This window comes from Roseburia sp., assembly GCF_041325975.1.
In the GTDB taxonomy this organism is placed as follows: Bacteria; Bacillota; Clostridia; order Lachnospirales; family Lachnospiraceae; genus Roseburia; species Roseburia rectibacter.
Genome location: NZ_JBGLEJ010000005.1, coordinates 929,300 through 955,181, shown reverse-complemented (window position 1 = coordinate 955,181; position 25,882 = coordinate 929,300). Strand labels below are relative to the sequence as shown.

At 41.9% G+C, this 25,882-nt stretch carries 21 protein-coding genes; 20 read left to right on the top strand and 1 reads right to left on the bottom strand.

Annotation, left to right across the window (positions count from 1 at the left end; translation table 11 throughout):
- Positions 1 to 70: 70 nt before the first annotated feature.
- The 18 genes from ACDD58_RS15795 to xerD all read left to right on the top strand — a co-directional run bounded on the left by ACDD58_RS15795 (position 71) and on the right by xerD (position 23,214).
- Entirely contained in the window at positions 71 to 2,101 is a 2,031-nt protein-coding gene (locus tag ACDD58_RS15795; protein ID WP_117922535.1) for a beta-galactosidase, read from the top strand.
- 30 nt (positions 2,102 to 2,131) lie between these two features.
- Entirely contained in the window at positions 2,132 to 3,613 is a 1,482-nt protein-coding gene (locus tag ACDD58_RS15790; protein ID WP_370778349.1) for an alpha-L-fucosidase, read from the top strand.
- Positions 3,614 to 3,663: 50 nt separating this feature from the next.
- A complete protein-coding gene (locus tag ACDD58_RS15785) occupies positions 3,664 to 5,454 on the top strand; it encodes a sensor histidine kinase (RefSeq protein ID WP_118209148.1) in 1,791 nt (596 codons plus the stop codon).
- A 50-nt stretch (positions 5,455 to 5,504) separates the two neighbouring features.
- Positions 5,505 to 7,247 (top strand): ABC transporter substrate-binding protein, encoded by a 1,743-nt coding sequence (locus ACDD58_RS15780; RefSeq protein ID WP_370778347.1) that lies wholly within the window; start codon positions 5,505 to 5,507, stop codon positions 7,245 to 7,247.
- A 78-nt stretch (positions 7,248 to 7,325) separates the two neighbouring features.
- Positions 7,326 to 8,954 carry a cobyric acid synthase gene (locus tag ACDD58_RS15775; protein WP_370778345.1) on the top strand — a complete coding sequence of 543 codons (1,629 nt, stop codon included), beginning with the start codon at positions 7,326 to 7,328 and terminating at the stop codon, positions 8,952 to 8,954.
- Between the two features lie 1,153 nt (positions 8,955 to 10,107).
- Positions 10,108 to 11,175, top strand: a complete 1,068-nt coding sequence (gene cobT / locus ACDD58_RS15770) for a nicotinate-nucleotide--dimethylbenzimidazole phosphoribosyltransferase (RefSeq protein WP_370778343.1) — start codon at positions 10,108 to 10,110, stop codon at positions 11,173 to 11,175.
- On the top strand, positions 11,172 to 11,888 hold the full coding sequence (locus tag ACDD58_RS15765; RefSeq protein WP_370778341.1) for a bifunctional adenosylcobinamide kinase/adenosylcobinamide-phosphate guanylyltransferase: 717 nt from the start codon (positions 11,172 to 11,174) through the stop codon (positions 11,886 to 11,888). Before cobT ends, ACDD58_RS15765 begins: the two co-directional genes overlap by 4 nt.
- Before the next feature lie 19 nt (positions 11,889 to 11,907).
- On the top strand, positions 11,908 to 12,678 hold the full coding sequence (locus ACDD58_RS15760) for an adenosylcobinamide-GDP ribazoletransferase (protein ID WP_370778339.1): 771 nt from the start codon (positions 11,908 to 11,910) through the stop codon (positions 12,676 to 12,678).
- Positions 12,679 to 12,758: 80 nt separating this feature from the next.
- Positions 12,759 to 13,595 carry a LysR family transcriptional regulator gene (locus ACDD58_RS15755; protein ID WP_370778337.1) on the top strand — a complete coding sequence of 279 codons (837 nt, stop codon included), beginning with the start codon at positions 12,759 to 12,761 and terminating at the stop codon, positions 13,593 to 13,595.
- Positions 13,596 to 13,823: 228 nt separating this feature from the next.
- Complete coding sequence (locus ACDD58_RS15750; protein WP_370778335.1) at positions 13,824 to 14,210, top strand: NAD(P)H-dependent oxidoreductase; 387 nt, start codon at positions 13,824 to 13,826, stop codon at positions 14,208 to 14,210.
- A 1,317-nt stretch (positions 14,211 to 15,527) separates the two neighbouring features.
- Entirely contained in the window at positions 15,528 to 16,679 is a 1,152-nt protein-coding gene (gene recA, locus ACDD58_RS15745) for a recombinase RecA (protein WP_117919032.1), read from the top strand.
- 3 nt (positions 16,680 to 16,682) lie between these two features.
- Complete coding sequence (locus ACDD58_RS15740) at positions 16,683 to 17,306, top strand: regulatory protein RecX (protein ID WP_117919030.1); 624 nt, start codon at positions 16,683 to 16,685, stop codon at positions 17,304 to 17,306.
- Between the two features lie 209 nt (positions 17,307 to 17,515).
- A complete protein-coding gene (gene rny, locus ACDD58_RS15735) occupies positions 17,516 to 19,054 on the top strand; it encodes a ribonuclease Y (protein ID WP_006857696.1) in 1,539 nt (512 codons plus the stop codon).
- Positions 19,055 to 19,382: 328 nt separating this feature from the next.
- A complete protein-coding gene (locus ACDD58_RS15730; RefSeq protein WP_117919028.1) occupies positions 19,383 to 19,856 on the top strand; it encodes a hypothetical protein in 474 nt (157 codons plus the stop codon).
- 26 nt (positions 19,857 to 19,882) lie between these two features.
- Positions 19,883 to 20,617: a response regulator transcription factor gene (locus ACDD58_RS15725; RefSeq protein ID WP_117919026.1), complete on the top strand. Its 735-nt coding sequence runs from the start codon at positions 19,883 to 19,885 to the stop codon at positions 20,615 to 20,617.
- A gap of 493 nt (positions 20,618 to 21,110) precedes the next feature.
- On the top strand, positions 21,111 to 21,665 hold the full coding sequence (locus ACDD58_RS15720; RefSeq protein ID WP_117919024.1) for an NUDIX hydrolase: 555 nt from the start codon (positions 21,111 to 21,113) through the stop codon (positions 21,663 to 21,665).
- Between the two features lie 27 nt (positions 21,666 to 21,692).
- Positions 21,693 to 22,256 (top strand): hypothetical protein, encoded by a 564-nt coding sequence (locus tag ACDD58_RS15715; RefSeq protein ID WP_370778331.1) that lies wholly within the window; start codon positions 21,693 to 21,695, stop codon positions 22,254 to 22,256.
- 73 nt (positions 22,257 to 22,329) lie between these two features.
- The gene (gene xerD / locus ACDD58_RS15710) at positions 22,330 to 23,214 is read left to right on the top strand and encodes a site-specific tyrosine recombinase XerD (protein WP_117919020.1); all 885 of its coding nucleotides are present in this window, start codon (positions 22,330 to 22,332) and stop codon (positions 23,212 to 23,214) included.
- 91 nt (positions 23,215 to 23,305) lie between these two features.
- Here the strand turns inward: xerD and ACDD58_RS15705 are convergent, their stop codons facing one another.
- On the bottom strand, positions 23,306 to 24,337 hold the full coding sequence (locus ACDD58_RS15705; protein WP_370778328.1) for a 3-deoxy-7-phosphoheptulonate synthase: 1,032 nt from the start codon (positions 24,335 to 24,337) through the stop codon (positions 23,306 to 23,308).
- A 171-nt stretch (positions 24,338 to 24,508) separates the two neighbouring features.
- Between ACDD58_RS15705 and aroD the strand changes: the two genes are divergently transcribed.
- Positions 24,509 to 25,261 carry a type I 3-dehydroquinate dehydratase gene (gene aroD, locus ACDD58_RS15700; protein ID WP_186900440.1) on the top strand — a complete coding sequence of 251 codons (753 nt, stop codon included), beginning with the start codon at positions 24,509 to 24,511 and terminating at the stop codon, positions 25,259 to 25,261.
- Between the two features lie 124 nt (positions 25,262 to 25,385).
- Complete coding sequence (locus ACDD58_RS15695; RefSeq protein WP_117919014.1) at positions 25,386 to 25,880, top strand: MarR family winged helix-turn-helix transcriptional regulator; 495 nt, start codon at positions 25,386 to 25,388, stop codon at positions 25,878 to 25,880.
- The last annotated feature ends 2 nt before the right edge of the window (positions 25,881 to 25,882 follow it).

Sequence of the window (25,882 nt, the reverse complement as noted above, 5' to 3'; positions counted from 1 at the left end):
TATTTAAAAAAGCAGATAAAATATATTTATAGGCAATGAAAAAATATAAAAAGGCAAGAGGAGTAAAGAGATGATCGAGAGCAGCAAAGTACATAAAATTTTATACGGCGGAGACTATAATCCGGAGCAGTGGCCGGAAGAGATCTGGAAAGAGGATATGCGCATGTTTAAACTGGCGCATATAGATGTTGTGACTTTAAATGTGTTTAGCTGGGCAGCATTGCAGCCGGATGAAGTTACCTATGATTTTTCCAAACTGGATAAGATCATGAAATATGTAAAAGAAAACGGATTAAAAGTCTGCTTTGCAACCTCAACAGGTGCGCATCCGGCATGGATGGCAAGAAAATATCCGGATATCCTGCGTGTGGAGCATAACGGTATGAAACGTAAGTTTGGAGCACGTCATAATTCCTGCCCAAACAGTCCGACCTACCGGAAATATTCCGTGGCACTGGCTGGAAAACTTGCAGAGCGTTATAAAGATTATGACAATATCGTTGCATGGCATATTTCCAACGAATATGGCGGAGAATGTTATTGTGAAAACTGTGAAAAAGCATTCCGTGTATGGCTGCGCAAAAAATATAAGACGATCGATGAGTTAAACCGTGTGTGGAATACTTGTTTCTGGAGCCATACATTTTATGACTGGGATGATGTCGTTCTGCCGGATATGCGTTCGGAAGAATTTAACTGGGATGGTATCCGCACAAACTTCCAGGGAATTTCGCTCGATTACCGCAGATTTAATTCAGACAGTATTTTAGACTGTTATAAGTTAGAGCGTGATACGGTAAAAGCATATACACCGGACGTTCCGGTTACCACGAATCTGATGGGATTTTATCCGTCATTAGACTACCAGAAATGGGCAAAAGAGATGGATTTTATTTCCTGGGACAGCTATCCGTCATTTGGGGCAGAAACAGAAAACAATGCGATGGCGCATGATCTGATGCGCGGGTTAAAGGGCGGAAAACCGTTTGCACTGATGGAGCAGACACCGAGTGTGAGCAACTGGCATACTTATTGTGCCCTGAAACGTCCGGGTGTGATGCGTTTATACAGCTATCAGGCAGCAGCGCATGGAGCAGACACGGTCATGTTTTTCCAGATGCGCAGAAGCATAGGTGCCTGTGAAAAATATCATGGTGCAGTGATCGACCATGTTGGTAATGAAAATACAAGGGTATTCCGTGAGATTACGGCGCTTGGGGAAGAACTTGAAGGACTTTCGGATACATTGCTTGGCGCACGTACTCCGGCAAAAGTGGCAATGGTGTTTGACTGGGATAACTGGTGGGCAACCGTGCTGTCCGCAGGACCAAGCCGATGCATCAATTATTATGAAGAAATCTATCAGTATTATAAAGCATTGTTGAATCTTCATATTCCGATGGATTTTGTTGGTGTGGATGATGAACTGTCCGGTTATAAAGTTGTGATCGCACCGATGTTATACATGTGTAAAGACGGTTATGATGAAAAAATCCGTGCATATGTCAAAGAAGGAGGTACATTTGTAACTTCCTATTTCAGTGGTTATGTGGAAGATCATGATCTTGTTATTACAGGCGGATACCCGGGCAGACTGCGCGATATCTTAGGCATCTGGGTGGAAGAATCCGATGCCATCCCGGAGGGGAATGTCGGAATGAAACACACTTTTGCATACAAAGATGTCACTTACCCGGCTGAAGTACTCTGTGACCTCTTACACACCGAAGGTGCAGAAACGCTTGCCGTTTATGACAATGATTTTTATGCCGGAATGCCGGTACTGACCTGCAATTCCTTTGGAACAGGAAAAGCCTGCTACGTTGCAACCCGTTCAGACGGAGAGTTTTACCGTACCTTCCTGACGGATATCCTGAAAGATGCCGGTGTCGAGGCTCTCGCTTCAGGCAGCGAAAAAGTAGAAATCACCCTCCGCGAGAACAAAAATGGCAGCTTCTTATTCCTCTTAAATCCAACGGATGAACCACAGGAAGTAACGCTGAAAAAAGCCGGAACCGACCTGCTCGGTAAAGCAGATTACCAGGCAGGAGAAAATATTGTGCTTGAACCTAAAGCAGTTGCGATCATCCAGAGTAAGTAGATTTTTTCAAAAAGAAAAGGAAAGTATATCATGTCAGAGCAGAAAGAACAACAACTTCTTGAAACCGTAGACCGCATCATTGCAGAAGGACCGTATCAACCCACCTGGTCCTCCCTGATGCAGGCAAAAACCCCGGACTGGTTTAAACAAAACCACTTTGGAATCTTCATCCACTGGGGTGTTTACAGCGTTCCTGCAAACTCTAATGAATGGTATCCGAGGAACATGTACATCGAAGGAATGCCTGCATATGAACACCATGTAAAAACTTACGGAAGCCAGAAAAATTTTGGTTACAAAGATTTTATTCCAATGTTTTGTGCTGAAAAATTTAACCCTGCAGAATGGGTAAAATTATTTAAAGAGGCTGGTGCCGGTTATGTATTTCCGGTTGCGGAACATCATGATGGATTTCAGATGTACAAAAGCGGACTGTCCCACTGGAATGCCGCAGAGATGGGACCAAAGAGGGATGTGCTTGGGGAACTGAAAGAAGAGATTGAAAAACAGGGTATGATGTTTTGTGCATCTTCCCACCGTGCAGAACACTGGTTTTTCTTAGGGCATGGAAAAGAATTTGACAGTGATATCAGAGAACCTCTGCAAAAAGGAGATCTGTACTGGCCGTCTATGCCGGAACCGGATGCGGAAGATCTTTATGGAGAACCATATCCGACGGAAGAATTTTTAAATGACTGGTTAGCACGCACCGCAGAACTGATCTTAAATTATCAACCATCGCTGCTTTATTTTGACTGGTGGGTACAGCATCAGGCATTTAAGCCATATTTAAAGAAGATTGCAGCATTTTATTACAACTGTGGCATAAAATGGGGCAAAGATGTAAAAATCTGTTATAAACATGATGCAATGATGTTTGGCAGCGGTATTGTAGAAGTAGAACGAGGTGGTTTTGCGGAGGCAAAGCCGTATGAATGGCAGACAGATACGGCGGTAGCAAGAAATTCCTGGTGCTATACAGATACGTTAGATTATAAGAGCAGCAATGAGATCATCTGTACACTTGTTGATGTGGTCAGCAAAAACGGAAATCTTTTACTGAATATCGGTCCAAAAGCGGACGGAACCATACCGGATGGCGACCGTGCGATCTTAGAAGACCTTGCAGGATGGATGAAAGTAAACAGTGAAGCCATCACGGGGGCAAAGGTATGGAGAAAATCCAAGGAAGGACCTACTGTAACGGCAGAAGGGCAGTTTCAGGATCAGAAAGAACTGAAATTTACAGACAGAGATTATCGTTTTACGATTAATCATGGAAATATTTACGCGATTGCGTTACAATGTCCTAAAGATGGTGTTTTCTGTATCCATTCACTTGCAGACAGCAGTGACCAGAATGTACCGGAGTTTCATGGCATCATTGATTCGGTGGACATTTTAGGATATGACGGTAAGCTGCAGTGGTCTGTTGACGGGGAGGGACTTCATGTCACAGCACCCGGAATAAACAGCAGATTTCCGGTTATAGTACGTGTTTGCCCGGAATAAATAGTGGGAAATGCCGGTCTGACTGAAAGACAAACGAAAGGTGTAGAAATATGAGTTTGTTTGCCCGGATAAAAACGTTTATAGGTAACTTAAGACTGCGGGAGAGAATGCTCTTTATATATATTGCCGGAGGAATTCTGCCGATCTTGTTATTGGATATTTATACTTATCAGAATACAAGAACGGTACTGATCCAGAAAGCAAAGGAAAGCGAGATGGATGGACTGAATATGATCGCAGATTCCATGAGCGAAAGTATGTCCGTCATCTCTGATATTTCCAAACAGATGTACTTTGATGAAAAGATCGAGCATATCGCATTTCATCAATATGAAAATTATTCAGAGATTCTTGCAGATTACAGAGACTATGATACCATTTCTGATTATCTGAAATATTATTATCATGAAATTTCAAGTATCACATTGTATCTTAATAATGATACAATTTCCAATAATGAATATTTTGTACATGTAGACCAGGAGATCGCAGAGAAACCATGGTACCAGAATACATTAGATCTGGATGGAAAGCCTTACTGGTCTTATTCGTATGATTCGCTCAAACGCAAAGATTCCCTTCGGATGTCAAGACTTTTATATACAAAGGATATGGAGCCGGTCGGTGTACTTGCGATAACCATGCAGTATAAGCGTACAGAACTGCCGGTGCAGGAGCGGACACAGGATACTTATTTAGTGTATGATGATACTGTGGTTTTACATCGCAATGAAAATAACCGTGATACAGATGAGATGATTCTGTTATTAAAGCAGATCAAAGATGATACTTATTCCGGAAAAGTACGTTTTCAGGGCGAAGATACCTGTCTTTTATCGACAGTGCGGGTAAAACCGGATTATTCTGATGATTATTATACGTTAGTAAGTGTATGTCCGTATGAGGAGATTGCCGGATCAGCAGCACGCAGTGCGTTGGGAAGTCTTGTGCCGCAGCTTGTATGTGTGGCATTTGGACTTGGAATCATTTTAGCATTTTCCAATCAGTTCAGTGCAAGGGTAAATACGTTCCGCCTCCAGATGCACAAGGCGGCAACCGGAGATTTTAATATTACAGAAGATATCGGCGGTGAGGATGAAATCACAGATCTTTATCGTGACCTGAAGGTTATGATCGATTCTATCCAGGAACTGATGAATAATGTGATCAAGGAGCGTGTGCAGAAAGAACAGGTCAATGCAAGGCAGAAAGAAGTGGAATTTAAGATGCTTGCAAGCCAGATTAATCCGCATTTTTTGTATAATACGTTGGAGACGATCCGCATGCAGGCAAGGATTCACAATCAGCCGGATATCGAAGAATTAGCAAAAATGCTTGCAAAGATCATGCGGAGAAATATTCAGGTAAGCAATACATTACAGCCGTTAAAATCAGAATTGAAGTTAGTCGAGTATTATCTGAAAATACAGGATTACCGTTTCCATGACAGGATTCATTACAGTATTGAGACGGAGGGAGATATCAGTTCACTGAAGGTTATGCCGCTATTGATCCAGCCCTTTGTGGAAAATGCATTTGTGCATGGACTTGAGGCAAAGGAAAGCGGGGGAGAAATCGTGATCAGGGTTGAAGTGAGATCCCATCTGTGGATTACAGTATCAGATAATGGATGCGGAATGTCCATGGAAAAACTAGACGAAGTGCGTAAGGCGTTGAATGATTTTGACAATCTTGACCGGACGCATATCGGAATCTGTAATGTCAATCAGAGAATTAAACTTCAGTATGGGGAGAATTACGGAGTAGAATTTGAGAGTAAGACAGGAGCAGGAACGAAAGTCAGTATCAAACTTCCGGTTCTGACGTCGGAAATTGAGTAATGAAATATTACATTCTGAAAATGAGAAAATAATTTAAAGGGGCAGGATATATGGGAAGGAGTTTTTTATACAAAGGTATAGGTAAAACTTTTGTATGTAAATATTTTGCATGCAATAGAACAGTGTGCAGCAGGATCGTAAGTGGTCTTATCACAGGCAGTCTGCTGATGGGGTTATATGGCTGTGGTGCCACAGAAAATACAACTGTTTCAGACACACAAAAGCAGGAGAGCAGTCAGGAAGATTTAGAACCGGTTACATTTACATTTTATAATGCGGACGGGATGGAGGACACATGGACAGATCCTGTCGCACAGAAAATAACAGAAAAGACAGGTGTTACGCTAAAGATGGATTACCCTGCGGATGCCAGTGATAACCGTATTGCGCTGATGGTTGCAACCGGGGAATATCCGGATCTTGTGTTTGCAAAAGGGGATGCTCCGACATTGATCCAGAATGATGCATTGATTGATATGTCAGATCTGATCGATGAGTATGGTCCTAATATTAAAAAATTGTATGGAGATGAGTACGAAAATCTGCGTTATTCCAGTGATGATCCATCTATTTACCAGTTATGCAGTGACAAGGTGCAGGAAGAAATATTGGAAACATCAGGGACAGCCCAGCTCCAGTGGGCGGTATTGCAGGAAAACGGGTATCAGATACCATATACATTAGATGAATATACACAGATGATCCGTGACTATATGGTAAAATATCCCACTATTAATGAAAAACCGACCATCGGTATTTCCATTGCATGTTCTGACTGGCACTGGTATACGATGCTGTCTAATCCGTCCGGGTTTATCGCAAATGGTTCGCCGGATAATGGTCAGTGGATCGTGGATGAGGACAAGGAAGAAGTATATTATAAGCATGCAGCGGATGGACAGAAAGAATATTATGAATGGCTGAACGAAATATATAATGAAGGAATTTTAGATCCGGAATTTGCCACACAGACACACGAAGATTATATTATGAAGATTGCAGATGGCAGGGTGCTTGGACTGCTGGATAAAGACTGGGATTATGCAAATGCGGAGGTATCTTTAAGATCGGAAGGACAGGACGAGCGGACTTATGCGGGACTTCCGGTTACGATTGATGAATCTGTAAAATGCCCGTCTTTAAAGCAGAGAAGTCTGGCAGTCGGCTGGGGAATCGGTATTACGAAAAGCTGTAAAGATCCTGTACGGGCGGTCAAATTTCTGGACTGGATATGCAGTGATGAGGGACAGATCCTTCTGAACTGGGGAATCGAAGGAGTTAACTACTATTATGATGAAAATGGGAAACGCTGTATTACAGAGGAAGACCTTGAAGCATCGAAAAGTGATACGAATTATTCGGAACGCACAGGAGTTGGCTTCCGTGTATATCCGTTTCCAAGTTATGGAAATGAGGCAGTTGATTCTACCGGCAATTCATACAGCAAGAGTTCAAGAAATGTGGTAAAGGAAAGTTATGATGAGATGGAAAAAGAGGCATTAAAAGCATGGAATGCAGATATGCTAATCGATATTTTCCCACAGAAAGAAGAATTTGAAAAAGAAAATTATTCACCGCTCTGGTCTTTGACACTGCCGGATGAGTTGAATCAGATATTAAATAAACTGGATGATATCGCATGGAAGGGACTGATCGACTGCATTGTCTGCAAACCGGAGGATTTTGATGCAAAATGGGATGAGATGCAGCAAAAATTAAAAGCTGTCGGCCTAAAAAAAGCAGATCAGGAAATGACCGCATTACTGCGGGAAGAGATCAGCCGCAGAGAGTAGATGGGTAAATGCGAAAGAGTCGCAATCGACTCTTTGCTCTAAAAAGAAAATACAGGGATAGGAAAGAGAAATAAATTTATGGCAAAAAGAATCATGATTCAGGGAACAATGTCAAATGCTGGGAAAAGCCTGCTTGTAGCAGGTTTATGCCGCATTTTTAAGCAGGACGGTTACCGTGTGGCACCATTCAAATCCCAAAATATGGCACTCAACTCTTATATTACCGAAGAGGGACTTGAGATGGGGCGTGCGCAGGTCATGCAGGCAGAGGCAGCAGGGATAAAACCGCAGGTCTGCATGAATCCGATTCTTTTAAAACCAACGAATGATATAGGCTCCCAGGTGATCGTAAACGGCGAAGTGCTTAAAAATATGAAGGCACGGGATTATTTTGCGTATAAAAAGAAACTGATCCCGGATATTTTAAAAGCATATCAGACGTTAGAGCAGCAGGCTGATATCATAGTGGTCGAAGGAGCCGGCAGTCCGGCAGAGATCAATCTCAAAGAAAACGATATTGTAAACATGGGGCTTGCAGAGTTATTAGACGCACCGGTACTGCTCGTCGGGGATATTGACCGTGGGGGTGTATTTGCACAGCTGATCGGTACATTAGTTTTGTTAGAAGAAAAAGAACGGGAACGCATTAAAGGACTTATCATCAATAAGTTCCGCGGGGATGTGTCGATCTTAGATCCTGGTATACAGATGTTAGAGGAAAAAGGCGGGATTCCGGTTACCGGAGTCGTGCCTTATATGCATTTAGTACTTGAAGATGAGGACAGTCTGTCAGACCGGTTTACGGATCACGAGGAAAAGGCAGTTGATATTGCAGTTATCCGTTTTCCGCGTATTTCCAATTTTACGGATTTCATGGTATTTGAATCGATCGAAGGTGTTTCTGTCCGCTATATAGATACACCGGAAAAGCTGCATCAGCCTGACATGATCATTCTGCCGGGCAGCAAAAATACGATGGGTGATTTAAAATGGATGCGTCAGAATGGTCTGGAAACTGCCATAAAAAAGCATGCGAAAAATCAGGATGCCGTGATCTTTGGAATCTGCGGCGGCTACCAGATGTTAGGAGAGTGTATTGCAGATCCTTATGGTGTTGAGGAGGGCGGTATGCTGCGCGGCATGGAACTTTTGCCGATGGTAACAGAGATGGAACAGGAAAAGACAAGAACACAGGTGGACGGGGAATTTGAAAAACTTTCCGGTGTGCTGTCTGTACTGTCCGGCATGAAGCTGACGGGGTATGAGATTCATATGGGAGCGAGCAGCAGAAAGGATTTTACGGAAAATGAGATGGATATGGCTGCTGCAGATCCGTGTCAGAGAGCGAGAGCTGAAATTCTGCAGAAATCACAAAAACAGCAGGAAATGCAAAGCCGGAAAACCAAATTGCGGAGATATCACAATGAAAATCTGTGCTATATTACAGATCAGAATGGAATGAAAAAGACAGATGGAATATGCAAAGGAAACATCTATGGTACGTATGTCCACGGTGTATTCGATGCAGACGGTATCGCTGCAAAGATCGTGGAAGCACTGGCAGCAAAAAAAGGAATTTCCATGGAGACAGCAACACTGCAGAGTTATCAGGAATTTAAGGAAACGCAGTATGATAAACTTGCTGATACACTGCGGGAATATTTGGATATGGATGCGGTGTATCAGATGATGGGAATGGAACGGTAAATTATCTGACAGAGAAAATTTGTTTGTTGCTGAATACAGGAAACTGTCCTATAATAAACGATAGCAGAAATAAATAAAAATGCTGGTTTGCGGGTGACATGAGTTTCCTCGTGTAGGGTGGTTCCGGAGGTTTTCGATTGGCAAATTGCATCAAGCCGGGACTGTTTTGTTCCGTTGTACGAAAATAAGGCAAGTCTAAGTCAGCCTGATTTAATGTTTCTCGGAGTGACGTGTGCGTCTTAAACGCCCCGTCCGGGGGCATTAAGACTTGTGCTGCCGTCCGTGGCAGCACAACACTGTGTTACGAACAGGCAGACTAAGATTGCCTAATTTTCTCCCAAAGTCACAAAACGAATCCCGGCTTGATGCAATTTGCCAGCCACTAAGTTGTGAACCACCCTTCGCCGGGGAACTCACATCACAACCTTGGGGGTGCGTAAATTTTTAGTGTTTTGTGTCTGAATCTGATTAAAAAAAGATTTCCAAATAACTATATTCAATGGTTTATTATTTGTTTGACAACACTGGCAAAAACCTCGATATATACCACTATGCCCATATTTATTGCCATACACATTTGAAAAAATATTCTGCGTTATTAATCTGGCAATTTACGAAAAATTTCATGTAATACAATGCAGCAGCTGAAAATTTTGGAAAGTCATCAGGCTAAATATTAATGATACAGCACATTAGAATTTTAAGCATATTTTTATTCGTGCGAATATCAAAAATCCACACCCGCGCCCCCAATTCTGAGATGAACCGCCCACCCAAATGGTGTTTCATAACCTGGAGGCTGGCATCTTGCGCAAAGCCGAAGCTAATTTTGTGACTTTGGGAGAAAATTAGAAAATCTTAGTGTGTCTGTAGATACACAGTGATGTTCTGCCACGGATGGCAGAACAAGGCAGCATCGAGTCATGGATGACTCGTTGTTGCCGTTCACGTCACTCCGCGAAAATCTAACTCAGACACACTTAGACTTTTCTTATTTTCGTACAACGGAACCAAAATTAATTCGGCTTTGCGCAAGATGCCGCTCACAGACCTACAACACACCATTTGGGCGGGCGATTTATTTCATAAACAAACCAGCATTTGTTGGGAGCTTATAAAAATATAGATATTATAGAAATGGACAAAAAAATACATGACAAACCAGCAGCTTAAGCAAATCAAAATCAGAAAACCAGATGAGAACATACGGAAAAAAGTGCAGGAAAACTGGGATTCCCTGGCGAAACCATTAGACGGTCTGGGAATTTTTGAAAAGATATTTACGCAGATCGGTGTAGTGACGGGCGATGAGAGTGTTCCGATACAGAAAAAGGCAGTTATCGTGATGTGTGCAGACAATGGAATCGTCGAGGAGGGCATCAGCCAGTCCGGACAGGAGGTCACGTATCAGGTTGCAGAATCCATGGGAAAAAGAAAAAGTTCTGTCTGTCTTATGGCAGCACAGGTGAATGCCGAGGTGATTCCAATCGATATTGGTATCGCAGCAGAAAAAACACCGGAGGGTGTCTGGAACAAAAAAGTATGCCCTGGTACCAAAAACTTCTTAAAACAGCCTGCGATGACAGAGCAGGAAGCACTAGCTGCGATTGAAGCAGGGATTAAAAGCGTCAAAAAATGTAAAGAAGATGGCGTGATGCTGTTTGCAACCGGTGAGATGGGAATTGGAAATACAACAACCAGCAGTGCTGTGGCTGCGGCACTGCTGGACTGTGGGACTGCAGATATTACCGGAAAAGGTGCAGGGTTAAGTGATGAGGGATTACAGCACAAGATAGAAGTCATCAATGCAGCACGGGAAAAATATCAGTTTGATTCCAAAGAGACATTCCGGATTCTGTGTTCGGTTGGAGGACTTGATATTGCCGGCTTATGTGGTGTGTGTATCGGAGGAGCAGTTTATGGTGTTCCTGTTGTGTTAGACGGTGTGATCAGCGCAGTTTCTGCGCTTGTTGCAGAACGGCTGGTGCCGGGGGTAAAAGATTTTTTGATCGCCTCCCATAAAAGCAGAGAGCCTGCTGCGGCATTGATCTTACAGGAACTTGGAGTACATCCGGTCATTGATGGTGCTTTAGCACTCGGTGAGGGAACAGGAGCAGTTCTGATGTTTGGACTTCTGGATACGGTACATGCTGTCTACGACAACAGGACAACTTTTTCAGATATCAGGGTGGAAGCATACCGGAGGTTTACGGAAGCATGATGATATTGGTAACAGGTGCAAGCGGCAGCGGAAAGTCGGAATACGCGGAAAGTCTGGCAGGGAAACTGGCAGGGAAAAAGAATCAGGATACTGGAAATAAAATCCCGGATGCTGACCACGCATCAGAAATCTGTGATGGATATCTGTCAGCGGAAAGTCATAAGTTGTATTATCTTGCGACGATGCGTGTGTATGGAGAAGAGGGCATGCGCCGGGTGGAGAGGCACAGAAAATTGCGCGCAGGAAAGGGATTTTATACAGTGGAGTGTCCCATAAATGTGGACGAAGCATTTTCAGAAATTCTTATGTGCGTGGGGGATGAATCCGGCAGAAAATCATCCATGCCGGTGGCTTTGCTGGAGTGTATGTCCAATCTTGTCGCAAACGAGATGTTTCCGGAGCCTGGAGATGAGCAGGAGAGAGGCTGTATGGAGGAAGAAAATCCTGCAGAACAAAATGATGTATATATAACAAAAAAACAACAGAAAGAGACAAATAGCTGTGCCCAAAATATAATCAGTCAGATCAGGCATCTGAGAGATCAGACCACTCATTTAGTGGTCGTAACCAACCAGATTTTTGAGGACGGAATCACTTATGAGCCGGGGACGACGGAATATATCAGAAATCTTGGGCAGATCAATCAGTTGCTGGCAGAAATGGCAGATTCAGTTGTTGAGGTTGTTGCGGGAATCCCGCTTCTTATAAAATAACCCGGAAATGGAGACGATTATGACAACAGCATTAAAAGCATTTATCATTGCATTTTCCATGTATTCGCAGATCCCAATGCCGCAGTTTACCTGGCAGGAAAAAGAAATGAAATATGCATTTTGTTTTTTTCCATGGGTGGGAGCAACGATCGGTGGAATCACGATGTTCTGGTGGTGGTTCTGCGGAAAGTTTTCGGTTGGAAATATGGCATTTGCCATGATAGGTGCAGCAATCCCGCTTGCAGTTACCGGTGGATTTCATGTGGATGGTTTTATGGATACGATGGACGCATTCCATTCCTATCAGCCGAGAGAGCGGAAACTTGAGATCTTAAAAGATTCCCACATAGGTGCTTTTTCCGTGATCTGTCTGGTGCTTTATGAACTGATTTATATCGGAGCTTATTCAGAAATAAATGCTGTGCGGCAGATAGAAATTGCAGCAGTCGGATTCTTTTTATCGAGATGTCTAAGCGGTATAGCAGCAGTGACCTTTCCAGGCGCTAAAAAAGAGGGACTTTTATATATGTTTACGAGCAGGGCACATGAACGGACAGTAAAGGCAGCACTTTTTTTGCAGACACTGTCGGCAGCAGTGTTGATGCTATATATAGACGGCATTACCGGTGCAGCCGTTTTAGTGGGTGCCGGCATTACTTTTTGGTATTATTATAAAAAATGCAAAAAGGAACTCGGCGGTATTACCGGGGATACCGAAGGGTATTTTGTGACAGTGTGCGAGGGTGTGATCGTTTTGGCTGCTGCGGTATGTAAAATTGTATTAATTTAAAAAATACGTTTGATTTTGCTATACTAAGAGCATATAAATCCGGAGGTGTAGCGTGGAACTTAGAGTATTAAATTTTTTTAATGGTTGCCAGAGAAGAAAATATTACAAAAGCAGCACAACTGCTTCATGTAACGCAGCCGACACTTTCCCGTCAGCTCATGCAGTTGGAAGAGGAATTGGGAGTGCAGCTTTTTCACATAGGAAAACATAGCGTAACCTTGACAGAAGATGGCATGTTACTTCGCAGGCAGGCACAGGAGATTGCAGCATTATCAGAGAAAACGATTTCAGAATTGAAAAATAAAGGTGATATGCTTTCAGGGGAGATATTTATTGGGTGCGGCGAAACGGGAAGTATGGCGATTTTATCCGAAAATATCAGAAATTTTCGAGAAATCTATCCTCTGGTACAGTTTCATATATACAGTGCCACAGCGGATGACATTAAAGAGCGTATAGAGAAAGGATTGCTCGATATTGGACTTTTAACAGAGCCTGTTGATATATCAAAGTATGAATTTATTCGTATGCCGGGCAAAGAAAGATGGGGCGTGTTAGTAAATCCGGATTCTCCGTTGTATGTAAAAGAAAGTGTATCACCTGCTGACTTATCAGGTATTCCGCTTATCATGGTACAGAGAAATTCTGTAAAAAATGAACTGGCAAACTGGTTTGGCGATATTTATGAACAATTAGATGTGGCAGCTACTTATAATCTTATTCTGAATGCAGCCAGTATGGTAAAGGAAGGCGTGGGGACAGCGGTTTGTTTTGATCTTGGGATGATGTATGGAGAGTTACGATTCATTCCGTTTACCCCACAACTGGAAACGGGCTCAGTTCTGGTATGGAAGAAAAATCAGGCGCATGCTGACACACTGCGGTTATTTTTACAGTTTGTTAAAAATGCCTTATAAGCATTGCTCACAATTTATAATGGGTATTAGACATAACATATATATGAAAGTAAAATGAAGGTGTTCCGAAAGGAGCATCTTTTTAATTAGCTGTAAACAGCACCACTCGGGCACGAAAGAGTCGCAGGCGACTCTTTGTTTCGTATAATACTCCTTAGTCAGGGGGTTATATTAGAAGAAATATGGGACTATGAGAGGATAAGAGGATGACAAAGCAGGAGGCTGCAGATGGCAGCAAAAGGCGTGGAGTCTCCGATTATCGGGGAAACGAAGGTGAAATATATTGATGATGCAGTGGGTGCACTTGACATACATTTAGCGGATGAGGACGTTGCTTATCTGGAAGAAATGTATGTGCCACATCCAGTCATCGGAGCAATTGATAAAAACCCGGAGCAGGGAGTCATGTTATTGGATGAGAAAAATAGAAAGTGCACAGGCTGCATGATATTCATTTTGAGCAATAAAGAAAGAGAGGACAAAGACTATGAAGAAAAATATAGGATTGGAAAAGAACTTTTCGAAGCAGATATGTTAGTAATAGTAACTCCTTTATATTATTATGGAATGTCAGCACAAGTGAAAACAGTAATTGCTGGTTTGTTTATGAAATAAATCGCTCGTCCAAATGGTGTGTCGCAGGTCTGTGAGTGGCGTCTTGCGCAAAGCCGGAGTAATTTTTGTTCCGTTGTCCGAAAATAAGAAAAGTCTAGGTATGCCTGAATTAGATTTTCGCGGAGTGACGTGAACGGCAACAACGAGTCATCCATGACTCGATGCTGCCTTGTTCTGCCATCCGTGGCAGAACATCACTATGTGCAGACAGGCACACCAAGATTTTCTAATTTTCTCCCAAAGTCACAAAATTAGCTCCGGCTTTGCGCAAGATGCCAGTCTTCAGGTTGTGAACACCATTTGGGTGGGCGGTTCATCTCAAAATCTGGGGGCGTAAGTGCGGATTTTTGATATTCGCACGAATGAGAATATGCTTAAAATCCTAAGGTGCTGTATCATTAATATTTAGCCTGATGACTTTCCAAAATTTTCAGCTGCTGCATTGTATTACATGAAATTTTTCGTAAATTGCCAGATTAATAACGCAGAATATTTTTTCAAATGTGTATAGCAATAAATATGGGCATAGTGGTATATATCGAGGTTTTTGCCAGTGTTGTCAAACAAATAATAAACCATTGAATATAGTTATTTGGAAATCTTTTTTAATCAGATTCAGACACAAAACACTAAAAATTTACGCCCCCAAGGTTGTAAAATGAGTTTTCCGGCGAAGGGTGGTTCACAACTTAGTGGCTGGCAAATCGCATCAAGCCAGGATTCGTTTTGTGACTTTGGGAGAAAATTAGAAAGTCTTTGTATGCCTGTTCACAATACAGTGTTGTGCTGCCACGGACGGCAGCACAAGTCTTAATGTGCCCGGATGGCACATTTAAGACGCACACGTCACTCCGCCACAATATAAATCAGGCATACTTAGACTTTCTTATTTTCGTACAACGGAACAAAACGAGTCCCGGCTTGATGCAATTTGCCAATCGAAAACCCCCGGAACCACCCTACACGAGGAAACTCATGTCACCCGCAAACCAGCATTTATCGGGGCGTTTGTTTAATAAAAGAAAGCACTTGTAATTGAAAGTATACTATGATACACTTGTCGACAAGGAAGTTCATTTCCGATGAGGTTGTCAGATATAAATCTATACCGCCTGAAGAGGCGATCCACGGGCATCAATCTGCCGGTAATCCTGTAAATAAAAATAAGTGCTGTTGGGGAAAATGTGTTTTGCAGGCAGCCATAAACCTGTCGTAGAGCGTGTGGGGGAATACAGACAATTTTATGGTTGACATTTCAGAAAAAATATAATACTATTAGAACAGAAAAACGAACATAAGTTCGCACGGAGGAAAGAAATGGCAAAGGAAGATAAATATAAAGAGATCAATGCAGTAAAAAATGATAAACTAAAAGCATTAGATGCTGCAATTTCACAGATTGAGAAGCAGTATGGCAAGGGATCTATAATGAAGCTCGGAGATAATTCCGCACATATGAATGTGGAGACGATCCCTACCGGTTCTTTAAGTCTTGATATTGCATTAGGTTTAGGCGGACTCCCGAAGGGAAGAATCATTGAGATCTATGGACCGGAGTCTAGTGGTAAGACGACAGTTGCACTGCATGCGGTTGCAGAGGTACAGAAAAGAGGAGGCATTGCTGGATTCATTGACGCAGAGCATGCCTTAGATCCGGTCTATGCAAAGAATATCGGCGTTGATATTGATAATTTGTACATATCACAGCCGGACTGCGGAGAACAGGCACTTGAGATCACTGAGACCATGGTGCGTTCCGGTGCGGTAGATATTGTGATCGTTGACTCCGTGGCAGCACTTGTTCCAAAGGCAGAGATTGATGGAGATATGGGTGATTCACATGTAGGACTTCAGGCACGACTGATGAGCCAGGCACTTCGTAAGCTGACTTCTGTTATCAGCAAGTCAAACTGTGTGGTTATCTTTATCAACCAGCTACGTGAAAAAGTAGGTGTAATGTTCGGTAACCCAGAGACAACGACCGGTGGACGTGCGTTAAAGTTTTATTCCTCTGTCCGTATGGATGTCAGAAGGATTGAGGCATTAAAGCAGGGCGGGGAGGTTGTTGGAAACCGTACCAGAGTAAAGATCGTTAAGAATAAGGTGGCACCACCATTCCGTGAAGCAGAGTTTGATATCATGTTTGGACAGGGTATTTCAAGAGAAGGTGATATCTTAGACCTTGCGGCAGATAAAGGGGTTGTTAACAAGTCCGGAGCATGGTATGCATATAATGGAGATAAGATTGGCCAGGGACGTGAGAATGCAAAGCAGTATCTGAAAGATAACCCACTGATCTGTGAGGAGATTGAGGCAAAAGTCAGAGAGATGTTAAAGGTTGACGGAACCGAAGAATCTGAAGAAGCAAAGGAAAACGAGACTGAGGCACAGAGTATAAAGGCTGCTGAAGCGATTGCAAAAAAAGCTGAGGCGATCGAGAAGGCTGCGTCATCAGAAGCGGAGGAATAAAAGATGCAGGAGTTACTTGTCACTGAAGTAATTCCCCGGGAAAAAGGAAGGACTTCCATTCGTTTTGACAACGGGATGGAAGTCCTTTTATATAAAGGTGAGGTAAGAAAATTAGGTTTACAGGAGCAAACTGTCATATCCCGGGAAAAATATGATGAGATCATTTATGAAATACTTGGAACAAGGGCAAAGAAACGCGCAATGTTTCTGTTGGAACGAATGGACAGGACAGAGCATCAGCTGAGAGATAAACTGATGCAGAATGGATATCCTGCTGTCTGTGTGGATCTTGCAATAGATTATGTAAAAAAATATCATTATATTGATGATCTGCGTTATGCAACAAATTATATTTCATATCAGCAGAAGAGGAAGAGCCGTCAGAAATTAAAAATAGATCTTTTAACAAAAGGAATTGATAAAAACGTGATAGAACAGGCGCTGGATGAAGCGTTTGACAGTGATGAACAGATAAAGATCCGTCAGCTTTTAGAGAAGAAGCATTATGATCCAAAGGAATGTGATCGCAAAGAAAAGCAAAAAACATACCAGTATCTGATGCGTCGTGGATTTAAGGGCAGCGATATTTTACATGTTATGAAGATCTGGGACGGATACGAGGAATAAGAATGCAGTAAAACCTGGATTTTTGGTACAATATGTTGTATTGGAGCAAAATAAAAATGCAATATTATGCACATTGAACAGTTATCTACTTGACATAAATATTAAAATAGAATAAAATTTATATGTTGTAATTATGACAGATAACAATCCATGTTTTAATGTTATATGTACAATGAAAATTTAATAAAGGAGGTGCTCCTGTGGGAAGTGTGATTATCGCTGTTGTGATCACTCTACTGGTTACCGCGGTCGTTGTATATTTCGTCACAACTGCTTACTATAAAAAAGTAACAGAGGCTAAGATTGGAAATGCAGATGAAAAAGCGCGTGAGATCATTGATGAAGCGGTAAAGACGGCAGAGACCAAGAAGCGTGAAGCAATGCTTGAAGCGAAGGAAGAATCCATCCGTGTCAAGAATGACTTAGACAAGGAGGTAAAAGAGCGGAGAGCAGAGATCGGACGCAGTGAACGACGCATTGTTCAGAAAGAGGAAAATCTGGACAAAAAGTTAGAAGCGATCGAAAAACGTGAGGCGGGATTTGCAGCCAAGGAAGAAGAGATCAACAGACAGAAAGCGCAGGTCGCAAAGCTCAATGAAGAGCGTGTGAAAGAACTGGAAAGGATCTCCGGTTTAACCTCCGAACAGGCAAAGGATTATCTCTTAAAGACTGTTGAAGAAGACGTTAAAATTGATACTGCAAAATTGATCAAAGAAATGGAACACAAGGCAAAGGAAGAAGCTGATAAGAAGGCAAAAGAGTATGTAGTCACTGCAATTCAGAAGTGTGCTGCAGATCATGTTGCCGAGACGACGATTTCTGTTGTTCAGCTTCCAAATGACGAAATGAAAGGAAGAATCATCGGACGTGAGGGACGTAATATCCGTACCTTAGAAACGTTGACAGGTGTTGACCTGATCATTGATGATACTCCTGAGGCGGTAATTTTATCAGGTTTTGATCCGATTCGTCGAGAAGTTGCCAGAATTGCTTTGGAAAAACTGATTGTGGATGGACGTATTCATCCGGCAAGAATCGAAGAAATGGTTGAGAAGGCTCAGAAAGAAGTCGAGACAATGATTCGTGAGGAAGGTGAGGCGGCAACTTTAGAGGTTGGTGTTCATGGAATTCATCCAGAACTTGTACGTCTTTTAGGACGAATGAAATTCCGGACGAGCTACGGACAAAATGCTCTCAAACATTCTATTGAAGTAGCACAGCTTTCCGGATTACTTGCTGCTGAGATTGGTGTAGATGTAAGAACTGCAAAACGGGCAGGATTATTGCATGATATCGGTAAATCTGTCGACCATGATATGGAAGGTTCCCATATTCAGATCGGTGTGGATTTATGTAGAAAATACAAGGAATCACCAATTATCATCAATGCGGTAGAAGCGCATCATGGTGATGTAGAACCGGAGTCATTAATTGCATGTATCATTCAGGCTGCAGATACGATCAGTGCAGCAAGACCAGGTGCCAGAAGAGAGACACTTGAAACATATTCAAACAGACTGAAACAGTTAGAAGATATTTCTAACGGATTTAAGGGTGTAGAAAAATCCTTTGCTATTCAGGCGGGCAGGGAGATTCGAATCATGGTTGTTCCGGAACAGATCAGCGATGCCGATATGGTATTGCTTGCACGTGATATTTCAAAACAGATCGAGGCTGAATTGGAATATCCGGGACAGATTAAGGTAAATGTTATTCGAGAATCAAGAGTAACGGATTATGCGAAATGATTCGTGACAATAGTTTTGCTCGCGAAGCGTGCAGGCCATTGTTCATGGTAATAGAATGTTTACAGAACGTGCATTTTATTATTGGAAAAAAATAAAGAGACTGTCGTACCAGAGTCAGAAATGACCGGTACGGCAGTTTTTTGATTCATAGGAAATCTCATGTCCTATGAATCAAAAAAACTCCGGGCAGGATTCTTTCTTGTATATATGGAAATTGCAATCCATAATTCCATATCCATGAAGATAAAATCCTAAAAAAATAGTGCCAGAATGTAAAATATATGTTAAAATACATCTGAAAAAGAGCGAAAGAAAGGTGGTGTGGCAAATGCAGAGTGTGAAAAAACATAAGTGGATTTTATTCCTTCTGATCGGATTTATGATCATATCTTTCTTTCAGTTTTTACCACAGACAGACACACTGCATTTGGAAAAGACATCACAGAGTTTAAAGCTGGCTGCAGATATACTGCCTGATGGCAGAATAGAGCAATATCAGACAGACTGGCTGATGGAGCCGGGGATAGCGGAACATCAGGCGTGTAACGTTCCTGAAAATATACCGGCATCCGCATTTGCGCGAACAACGCAGAGCGATGCCGTTCTTGGAGAACAGGGACAGAGCAGGTTTCAGATTTTACGTTTTCTTGTAGAAGTATACGTACTTATTGTGATACCGGCTGTTATTTTGCATATGGCATTGAAGCGTTTTGGCAGCCATATGATCATGCTGTGGCAGAATATCAAATATATCCATCTGGTAGATGGAAAGAAGGCAAAACATTTTCCTGTAATCAAATAAAAATATATTACAGGAGGCGTTTTAACGTGAATGAAAACAGAATAAGTGACAGAGCAAAAATATTACTGATTGATGAAGATGCGAGTATTTCCTATTTGATCCGCAGGGCAATGGAAAAAGAAAATTATAAGATATATACTGCGGGAAAAGGAAAACAGGGGATGGAGATGAGTACCGGTATCTGCCCGGATCTGATCCTGATGGATAATAAATTTTCTGATATGGAGGGACTGGCATTAATTCAATGGTTTAGGGAGTGGACGGATGCTCCGATTATTGTTTTATCTGAACAGAACAGCTATCTTGATAAAGTAGAGGCATTATATGCCGGAGCAGATGATTATATGGTAAAGCCGTTTCATGAAAAGGAACTGGCAGCACGGATTTTTTCGGCATTGAGAAGAAGAATTTCGACAGGTGCACATACATACTATGAGGCAGGAAATCTTAAAGTTGATTTCACAAAAAGACAAGTTCTGCTTGGAGGTATGGAAATTCATTTTTCGCCAGTGGAGTATCGGATCATAGAAAGTCTTGCGTTAAATGCTGGCACGGTTGTAACATACCAGATGCTTTTGGAAAAAATATGGGGACCGTATGCAGAGCAGAACAGCAGGATACTTCGTGTTAATATGACAAATATCCGAAAAAAAATCGAAAGATCTCCATTGGAACCGGAGTATATAACAACGATCCCGAGGGTAGGATACCGGATGTTAGAGAGCCAGACGAGTGTAAATGGCATGCAGATGATGGCATAACAGCAAAAGAAGGTTGAAAAAACAGACTGCACACAGATATGTGCGGTCTGTTTTTTATGTAATAGGTAAATTCGTTGAAATTACCTATTACATAAAAAGCCCTCCGGGCAGGATTCTTTCTTGGATAATATAATGTCATTCTATTATTTGGATGTACGATATTTTTTCGACTGACAGTAGGAATCATAAATTCCGTAAACAAAACCTCCGATCATAATGCCAATACCGATAATAGAAAAAATAATTTCAGCAATTGTCATAGCTGGTCTCCTCCCTGTAGATAAGATGTTATCAGTATAACAGTATTCGTTATATGGAGGAGATATTTGCGCATTCTTTAATCCTTTTTGAAAAGAGAATGGGAAAGTTTTAACACTTTATTTATCTGATGTCAGGATATAAAAAACTGATGGAAAATAGACGAAGCGGGTGGTAAAATAACAGCAGAAAGAATAAGAACAAAAGAAGACAGGATTTGTGGAGGAATATCATTATGGATAAACAGGTCAAGAGAATAAAAAGAGAACTGGTAAAAAATGGAGCAATTCTGGATATATATACGGATACCATGCAGCTTCCGGACGGAAAACTTGAGGAATGGGATTTTATCTCGCACAGAAAAGGTGCAGCAGCAGTTGTACCGGTGAGAGAAGATGGAAAGATTCTGATGGTACGTCAGTACCGGAATGCGATCGACCGAATGACACTTGAGATACCGGCAGGATCGAGAGATAGTGTCACAGAAGACACAAAAGTATGTGCAGCAAGGGAATTAGAAGAGGAGACAGGATATCGCAGTGATGATCTCACGCGTCTTTTATCCCTTAAGACCACAGTAGCATTTTGCAATGAGTTCATTGATGTGTATCTGGCACGCAATTTAAAACCGGGTCATCAGCATTTAGATGAGGGAGAGTTTATAGATGTTGAGGCATATGAGATAGATGAATTGTGTCAGATGATCTATGATGGAAAATTACAGGATGCGAAAACAGTTTCTGCACTTCTTGCATACAAAAATCTTCTGAATCAGGAGAAAAACGCATAAACTAAAGAAAAAGGATGTGCGGTGTGCATGAAAAAAGAAGGATTCCTGTTTTTTGCGGTGTTTTTTGCAGGTGTTTTTCTTGCAAACCTGTTAAAGTACAAAGAAGGGAATCTTTGCCGGATATTAAACATATGGATTTTAGAACAGTTTGCATATAGCAGTATTTCGCTGGAAAGACTATTCTGGCAGTTGTTTTGGAAAAGGGGAAAGTTTGCTTTTTTCTCTTTTTTGCTTGGAGAATGGTGTGGATACGTGGTGGCATCAACAGCATGTTTGTGCCTGCTGACAGGAACTTTTGGGTTTTTCCTTACAATGGCGATTGCAGATCTTGGAATCCGGGGTGTTGCATTTGCGTTCGTCAGTGTTTTCCCGCATGCATTTTTATATGTGGCAGCGGTGCTATGGTGCAGGTTCTGTGGAAAAAGCGAAATTCCGCATCGATCATTTAACTGTGATCTGAAAAGCCGCATGAAAAAAATATTTGAATCTGTCTCGTTTTATGGAGTAGCAGTTGCACTGATGGTTGGCGGTGTTTTTGCGGAAACTTATATCAATAATCCGATCCTTAAGATGCTTGTAAAAAAATTTTGAAAAGATTGCTTTTTAGTTTGCTTGTTATTATAATGAAAAAATACACAGGATAAAAAGAAAGTCAGGAAAAAACATGACACGTGACATTATGGATTTTATAGAATATATTCACAATGAAAAACAGACATCGAAGAATACAGAGGTTTCTTATGAGCGTGATCTTCGTAAACTGAATGAATATCTGGCAGGGCAGAATATATGTGATGCAGCTGCTGTTACAGAGACAAATCTGAATGCATATGTTATGTTTTTAGAGCGCGAGGGACGGAAACCAGCGACTGTTTCGAGAAGTATAGCATCAATGAAGGCTTTTTTTCATTTCCTTGAGCGGGAGCGGAGAATTGAAGCAGATCCGGCATGGAGGTTGAAAGCACCTAAGATTGAAAAAACAATGCCACGCATTCTGACCACGGAAGAGGTGACACTCTTACTGGAGCAGCCATCCGGCAATACTCCGAAGGAACTGCGGGATAAAGCGATGTTGGAACTGCTTTATGCAACAGGGATACGCGTGTCGGAGCTGATATCACTGAAGATTTCGGATCTGAATCTTCAGATGGAGTATGTGATCTGTACGGACACCCACAAAGAACGTATTATTCCCTTTGGAAATGTTGCAAAGGAAGCATTAGCAAAATATATACAGGATGGAAGAGAACATCTGGTCAGCCAGGAAGACTGTCCGTGGCTGTTTACAAACTGTACCGGTGGTGCCATGAGCCGTCAGGGTTTTTGGAAGCTGATCAAGTTTTATGGGAAAAAGGCGGGGATCGAATCGGAGATCACACCTCATACATTAAGACATTCATTTGCGGCACATATGATCAGCAATGGAGCGGATTTAAAATCTGTCCAGGAGATGTTAGGTCATTCTGATATCTCAACGACACAGATTTATTCGCAGATGGGACAGGGAAGAATAAGAGAGGTATATTTAAAAGCACATCCAAGAGGATAACAGTTAAAAAAGATGCAGACTATAAAAGAGGAACCCACAGATTTGGAGTTCCTCTTTTTTATGTAGTATTTATACTATCAGAAGGTATCAATTAATTGCACATATCTGCGATCGTGTAAATGAGATTTTTGGAATCTTTCCAGCCAAGGCATGGATCTGTGATAGATTTTCCGTAGATATGTTCGCCAATCTTCTGGGAACCTTCCTCAATATAACTTTCGATCATGACACCTTTGACCATTTTTCTGATCTCAGAAGAAACCTGACGGTTGTGCATGACTTCTTTTACAATACGGATCTGTTCTTTGTGTTTTTTGCCGGAGTTGGAATGGTTTACATCCACAACGGCTGCCGGATTTACAAGATCCATTTTCTCATACATGTCGCACAGACGGATCAGATCCTCATAATGATAATTTTGTGTGGAGTTGCCGTGTTTGCTGACTGCACCGCGCAGAACAACATGCGTAAGAGGGTTACCGCTTGTCTCGACTTCATAGCCACGGTATACAAAATGATGTGGGTGCTGCGCTGCATATACGGAGTTGAGCATAACGGAGAAATCACCACTGGTCGGGTTCTTCATACCTGATGCAACATCAAAACCGCTGACGGTCAGACGATGCTGCTGGTCTTCAACAGAACGTGCGCCGATAGCGACATAGGAGAGAAGATCTTCTACATATCCCCAGTTTTCCGGATAAAGCATCTCATCTGCACAGGTTAAACCGCTCTCTTTGATCGCACGGATGTGCATTTTTCGCATGGCGATCAGACCTTCGATCATATCCGGTGCTTTTTCAGGATCTGGCTGGGATGCGATACCTTTGTAGCCTTCGCCGGTAGTACGGGGCTTATTTGTATAAACGCGTGGAATGATGATCAGGCGGTCAGCAACATCCTCCTGAATTTTTGTGAGGCGGCTGACATAATCGCAGACTGCGTCTTCCCTGTCAGCAGAACAAGGTCCGATGATAACTAAAAACCGGTCATCTTTTCCTGTGATGACGTCAGAGATCATGGCATCGCGTTCTTTTTTTAACTGTTTTAATTCTTCTGACAGCGGAAAATCATGTTTGATCTCTGCCGGAGAAGGAAGCTGGTTTAAAAATATAAAACTCATAATAAAACTCCATTCTAAGCGCCAAAGTACATGCGCTGTCTCTTGTATTTGATAAAATCAAAAATATATTAAATGATATTGCAGAAGATGTCAAATATTTGCATAACAGAGAAGTGATGGTTATAATGAAAATTATAGCAATGACGTAAGAGGTAATGGGAGGTGTCAGGCATGAAAATAAGAGAAACCGAAGTTGGAACGGGGCGTCCGCTGGTCTGTGTTCCGGTGCTTGAAAAAACAAAAGAGGAAGTTATAAATGAAATAGAATATCTTGCAGAATCCGCTGCAGACATGATCGAATGGCGGCTGGATGCATTTGAACATTTTACGGATTATAATGAAGTGCGGGAGATATTGCAGCAGGCAGCGCCTTTGCTAAAGAAAAAATTGTTTTTATATACATTTCGTACTGCAAAACAGGGTGGAATGGCATCGGTTGACCGGGAAACATTAACAGATCTGCATGATCTTGCGACAGAATCAGAATGTGTGGATCTGATCGATCTGGAATTTTTTGAGGAGGAACACACTGCAAGGCAGATCCGGAAAATTCAGAAAAAAGGGAAGAAAATCGTAGCATCACATCATGACCTGGAAGAAACACCACAGATGGAAGTTATGCGGATGCTGCTGGACCGTATGTGTGAAGGCGGAGCGGATATTGTCAAACTGGTTGTAACTCCCAAAACGCCGGAGGATGTTTTAAGACTTCTTGCGGTCACATCTGAATTTCACTGTGAAAACAAAGAAACTCCGATTATCACTGTGGCAATGGGAAAATTAGGTGAGATCAGCAGAGTAAGCGGGGAGACATTTGGCTCCTGCGTGACGTTTGCATCACATAAAAAGAAAAGTGCACCGGGGCAGTTTGATCTCGAAGAAATGAGACGGACAATTGATATGATGCATCAGGTGTGTGAGTAAAAATAAAAAAAGAATATAAAGAAAATATAAAGAATGGATAAAGTGCAGGGAAGATACTTGACGTAGTATCTTCCCTGTGTTAATATATGCCACTGTAAATAAATAACAAGGAGAATACATAACAATGTTAAATAACGAGGTGAGAAAAACAAAAATGGATGATTTATTTACAAGATTTTTCTCTGCACTGTATCAGTTCCATAAACTGCATATGGGCGATCTTGTGCCGGATATCACCAAAATTGAAGGTATGACGATGTTGGCGATCAGGCATTGCAACGGGGAAATGGGAAAGGAAGAACTGACGGTATCTGAACTGACTGCGAAGTTGAAAGCGAAGGGACCCGCAGTTTCACGTACCTTAAAGACATTAGAGGATAAAGGATATATTGAGCGTGATGTCAATAAGGCGGACAGACGAAATACGTATGTGAAACTGACAGATTCCGGGAAAAAGAAAACAGAGGAGTGCGAGCAGATCATGAGTAATTTTGCACATGCGGTTATTTCAAAAATGGACAGGGATGATATGGAAGGTATGATAGACTGTCTGAACGAACTGTATGAGGCAGCCAAAGAAGAAATTGCAGACCGGAAAATGAGACAAAAAGGAGAGTAGAA

Bases quoted from the DNA above. Each gene is read 5' to 3' on its own strand.
- ACDD58_RS15715 (WP_370778331.1), top strand. From the start codon at position 21,693: ATGAAAAAAGAAGGATTCCTGTTTTTTGCGGTGTTTTTTGCAGGTGTT.
- cobT (WP_370778343.1), top strand. From the start codon at position 10,108: ATGACAAACCAGCAGCTTAAGCAAATCAAAATCAGAAAACCAGATGAG.
- ACDD58_RS15785 (WP_118209148.1), top strand. From the start codon at position 3,664: ATGAGTTTGTTTGCCCGGATAAAAACGTTTATAGGTAACTTAAGACTG.
- ACDD58_RS15720 (WP_117919024.1), top strand. From the start codon at position 21,111: ATGGATAAACAGGTCAAGAGAATAAAAAGAGAACTGGTAAAAAATGGA.
- ACDD58_RS15780 (WP_370778347.1), top strand. From the start codon at position 5,505: ATGGGAAGGAGTTTTTTATACAAAGGTATAGGTAAAACTTTTGTATGT.
- ACDD58_RS15765 (WP_370778341.1), top strand. From the start codon at position 11,172: ATGATGATATTGGTAACAGGTGCAAGCGGCAGCGGAAAGTCGGAATAC.
- ACDD58_RS15740 (WP_117919030.1), top strand. From the start codon at position 16,683: ATGCAGGAGTTACTTGTCACTGAAGTAATTCCCCGGGAAAAAGGAAGG.
- xerD (WP_117919020.1), top strand. From the start codon at position 22,330: ATGACACGTGACATTATGGATTTTATAGAATATATTCACAATGAAAAA.
- ACDD58_RS15760 (WP_370778339.1), top strand. From the start codon at position 11,908: ATGACAACAGCATTAAAAGCATTTATCATTGCATTTTCCATGTATTCG.
- ACDD58_RS15795 (WP_117922535.1), top strand. From the start codon at position 71: ATGATCGAGAGCAGCAAAGTACATAAAATTTTATACGGCGGAGACTAT.
- ACDD58_RS15775 (WP_370778345.1), top strand. From the start codon at position 7,326: ATGGCAAAAAGAATCATGATTCAGGGAACAATGTCAAATGCTGGGAAA.
- ACDD58_RS15750 (WP_370778335.1), top strand. From the start codon at position 13,824: ATGGCAGCAAAAGGCGTGGAGTCTCCGATTATCGGGGAAACGAAGGTG.
- ACDD58_RS15705 (WP_370778328.1), bottom strand. From the start codon at position 24,337: ATGAGTTTTATATTTTTAAACCAGCTTCCTTCTCCGGCAGAGATCAAA.
- ACDD58_RS15730 (WP_117919028.1), top strand. From the start codon at position 19,383: ATGCAGAGTGTGAAAAAACATAAGTGGATTTTATTCCTTCTGATCGGA.
- ACDD58_RS15790 (WP_370778349.1), top strand. From the start codon at position 2,132: ATGTCAGAGCAGAAAGAACAACAACTTCTTGAAACCGTAGACCGCATC.
- recA (WP_117919032.1), top strand. From the start codon at position 15,528: ATGGCAAAGGAAGATAAATATAAAGAGATCAATGCAGTAAAAAATGAT.
- aroD (WP_186900440.1), top strand. From the start codon at position 24,509: ATGAAAATAAGAGAAACCGAAGTTGGAACGGGGCGTCCGCTGGTCTGT.
- ACDD58_RS15695 (WP_117919014.1), top strand. From the start codon at position 25,386: ATGTTAAATAACGAGGTGAGAAAAACAAAAATGGATGATTTATTTACA.
- ACDD58_RS15755 (WP_370778337.1), top strand. From the start codon at position 12,759: ATGGTTGCCAGAGAAGAAAATATTACAAAAGCAGCACAACTGCTTCAT.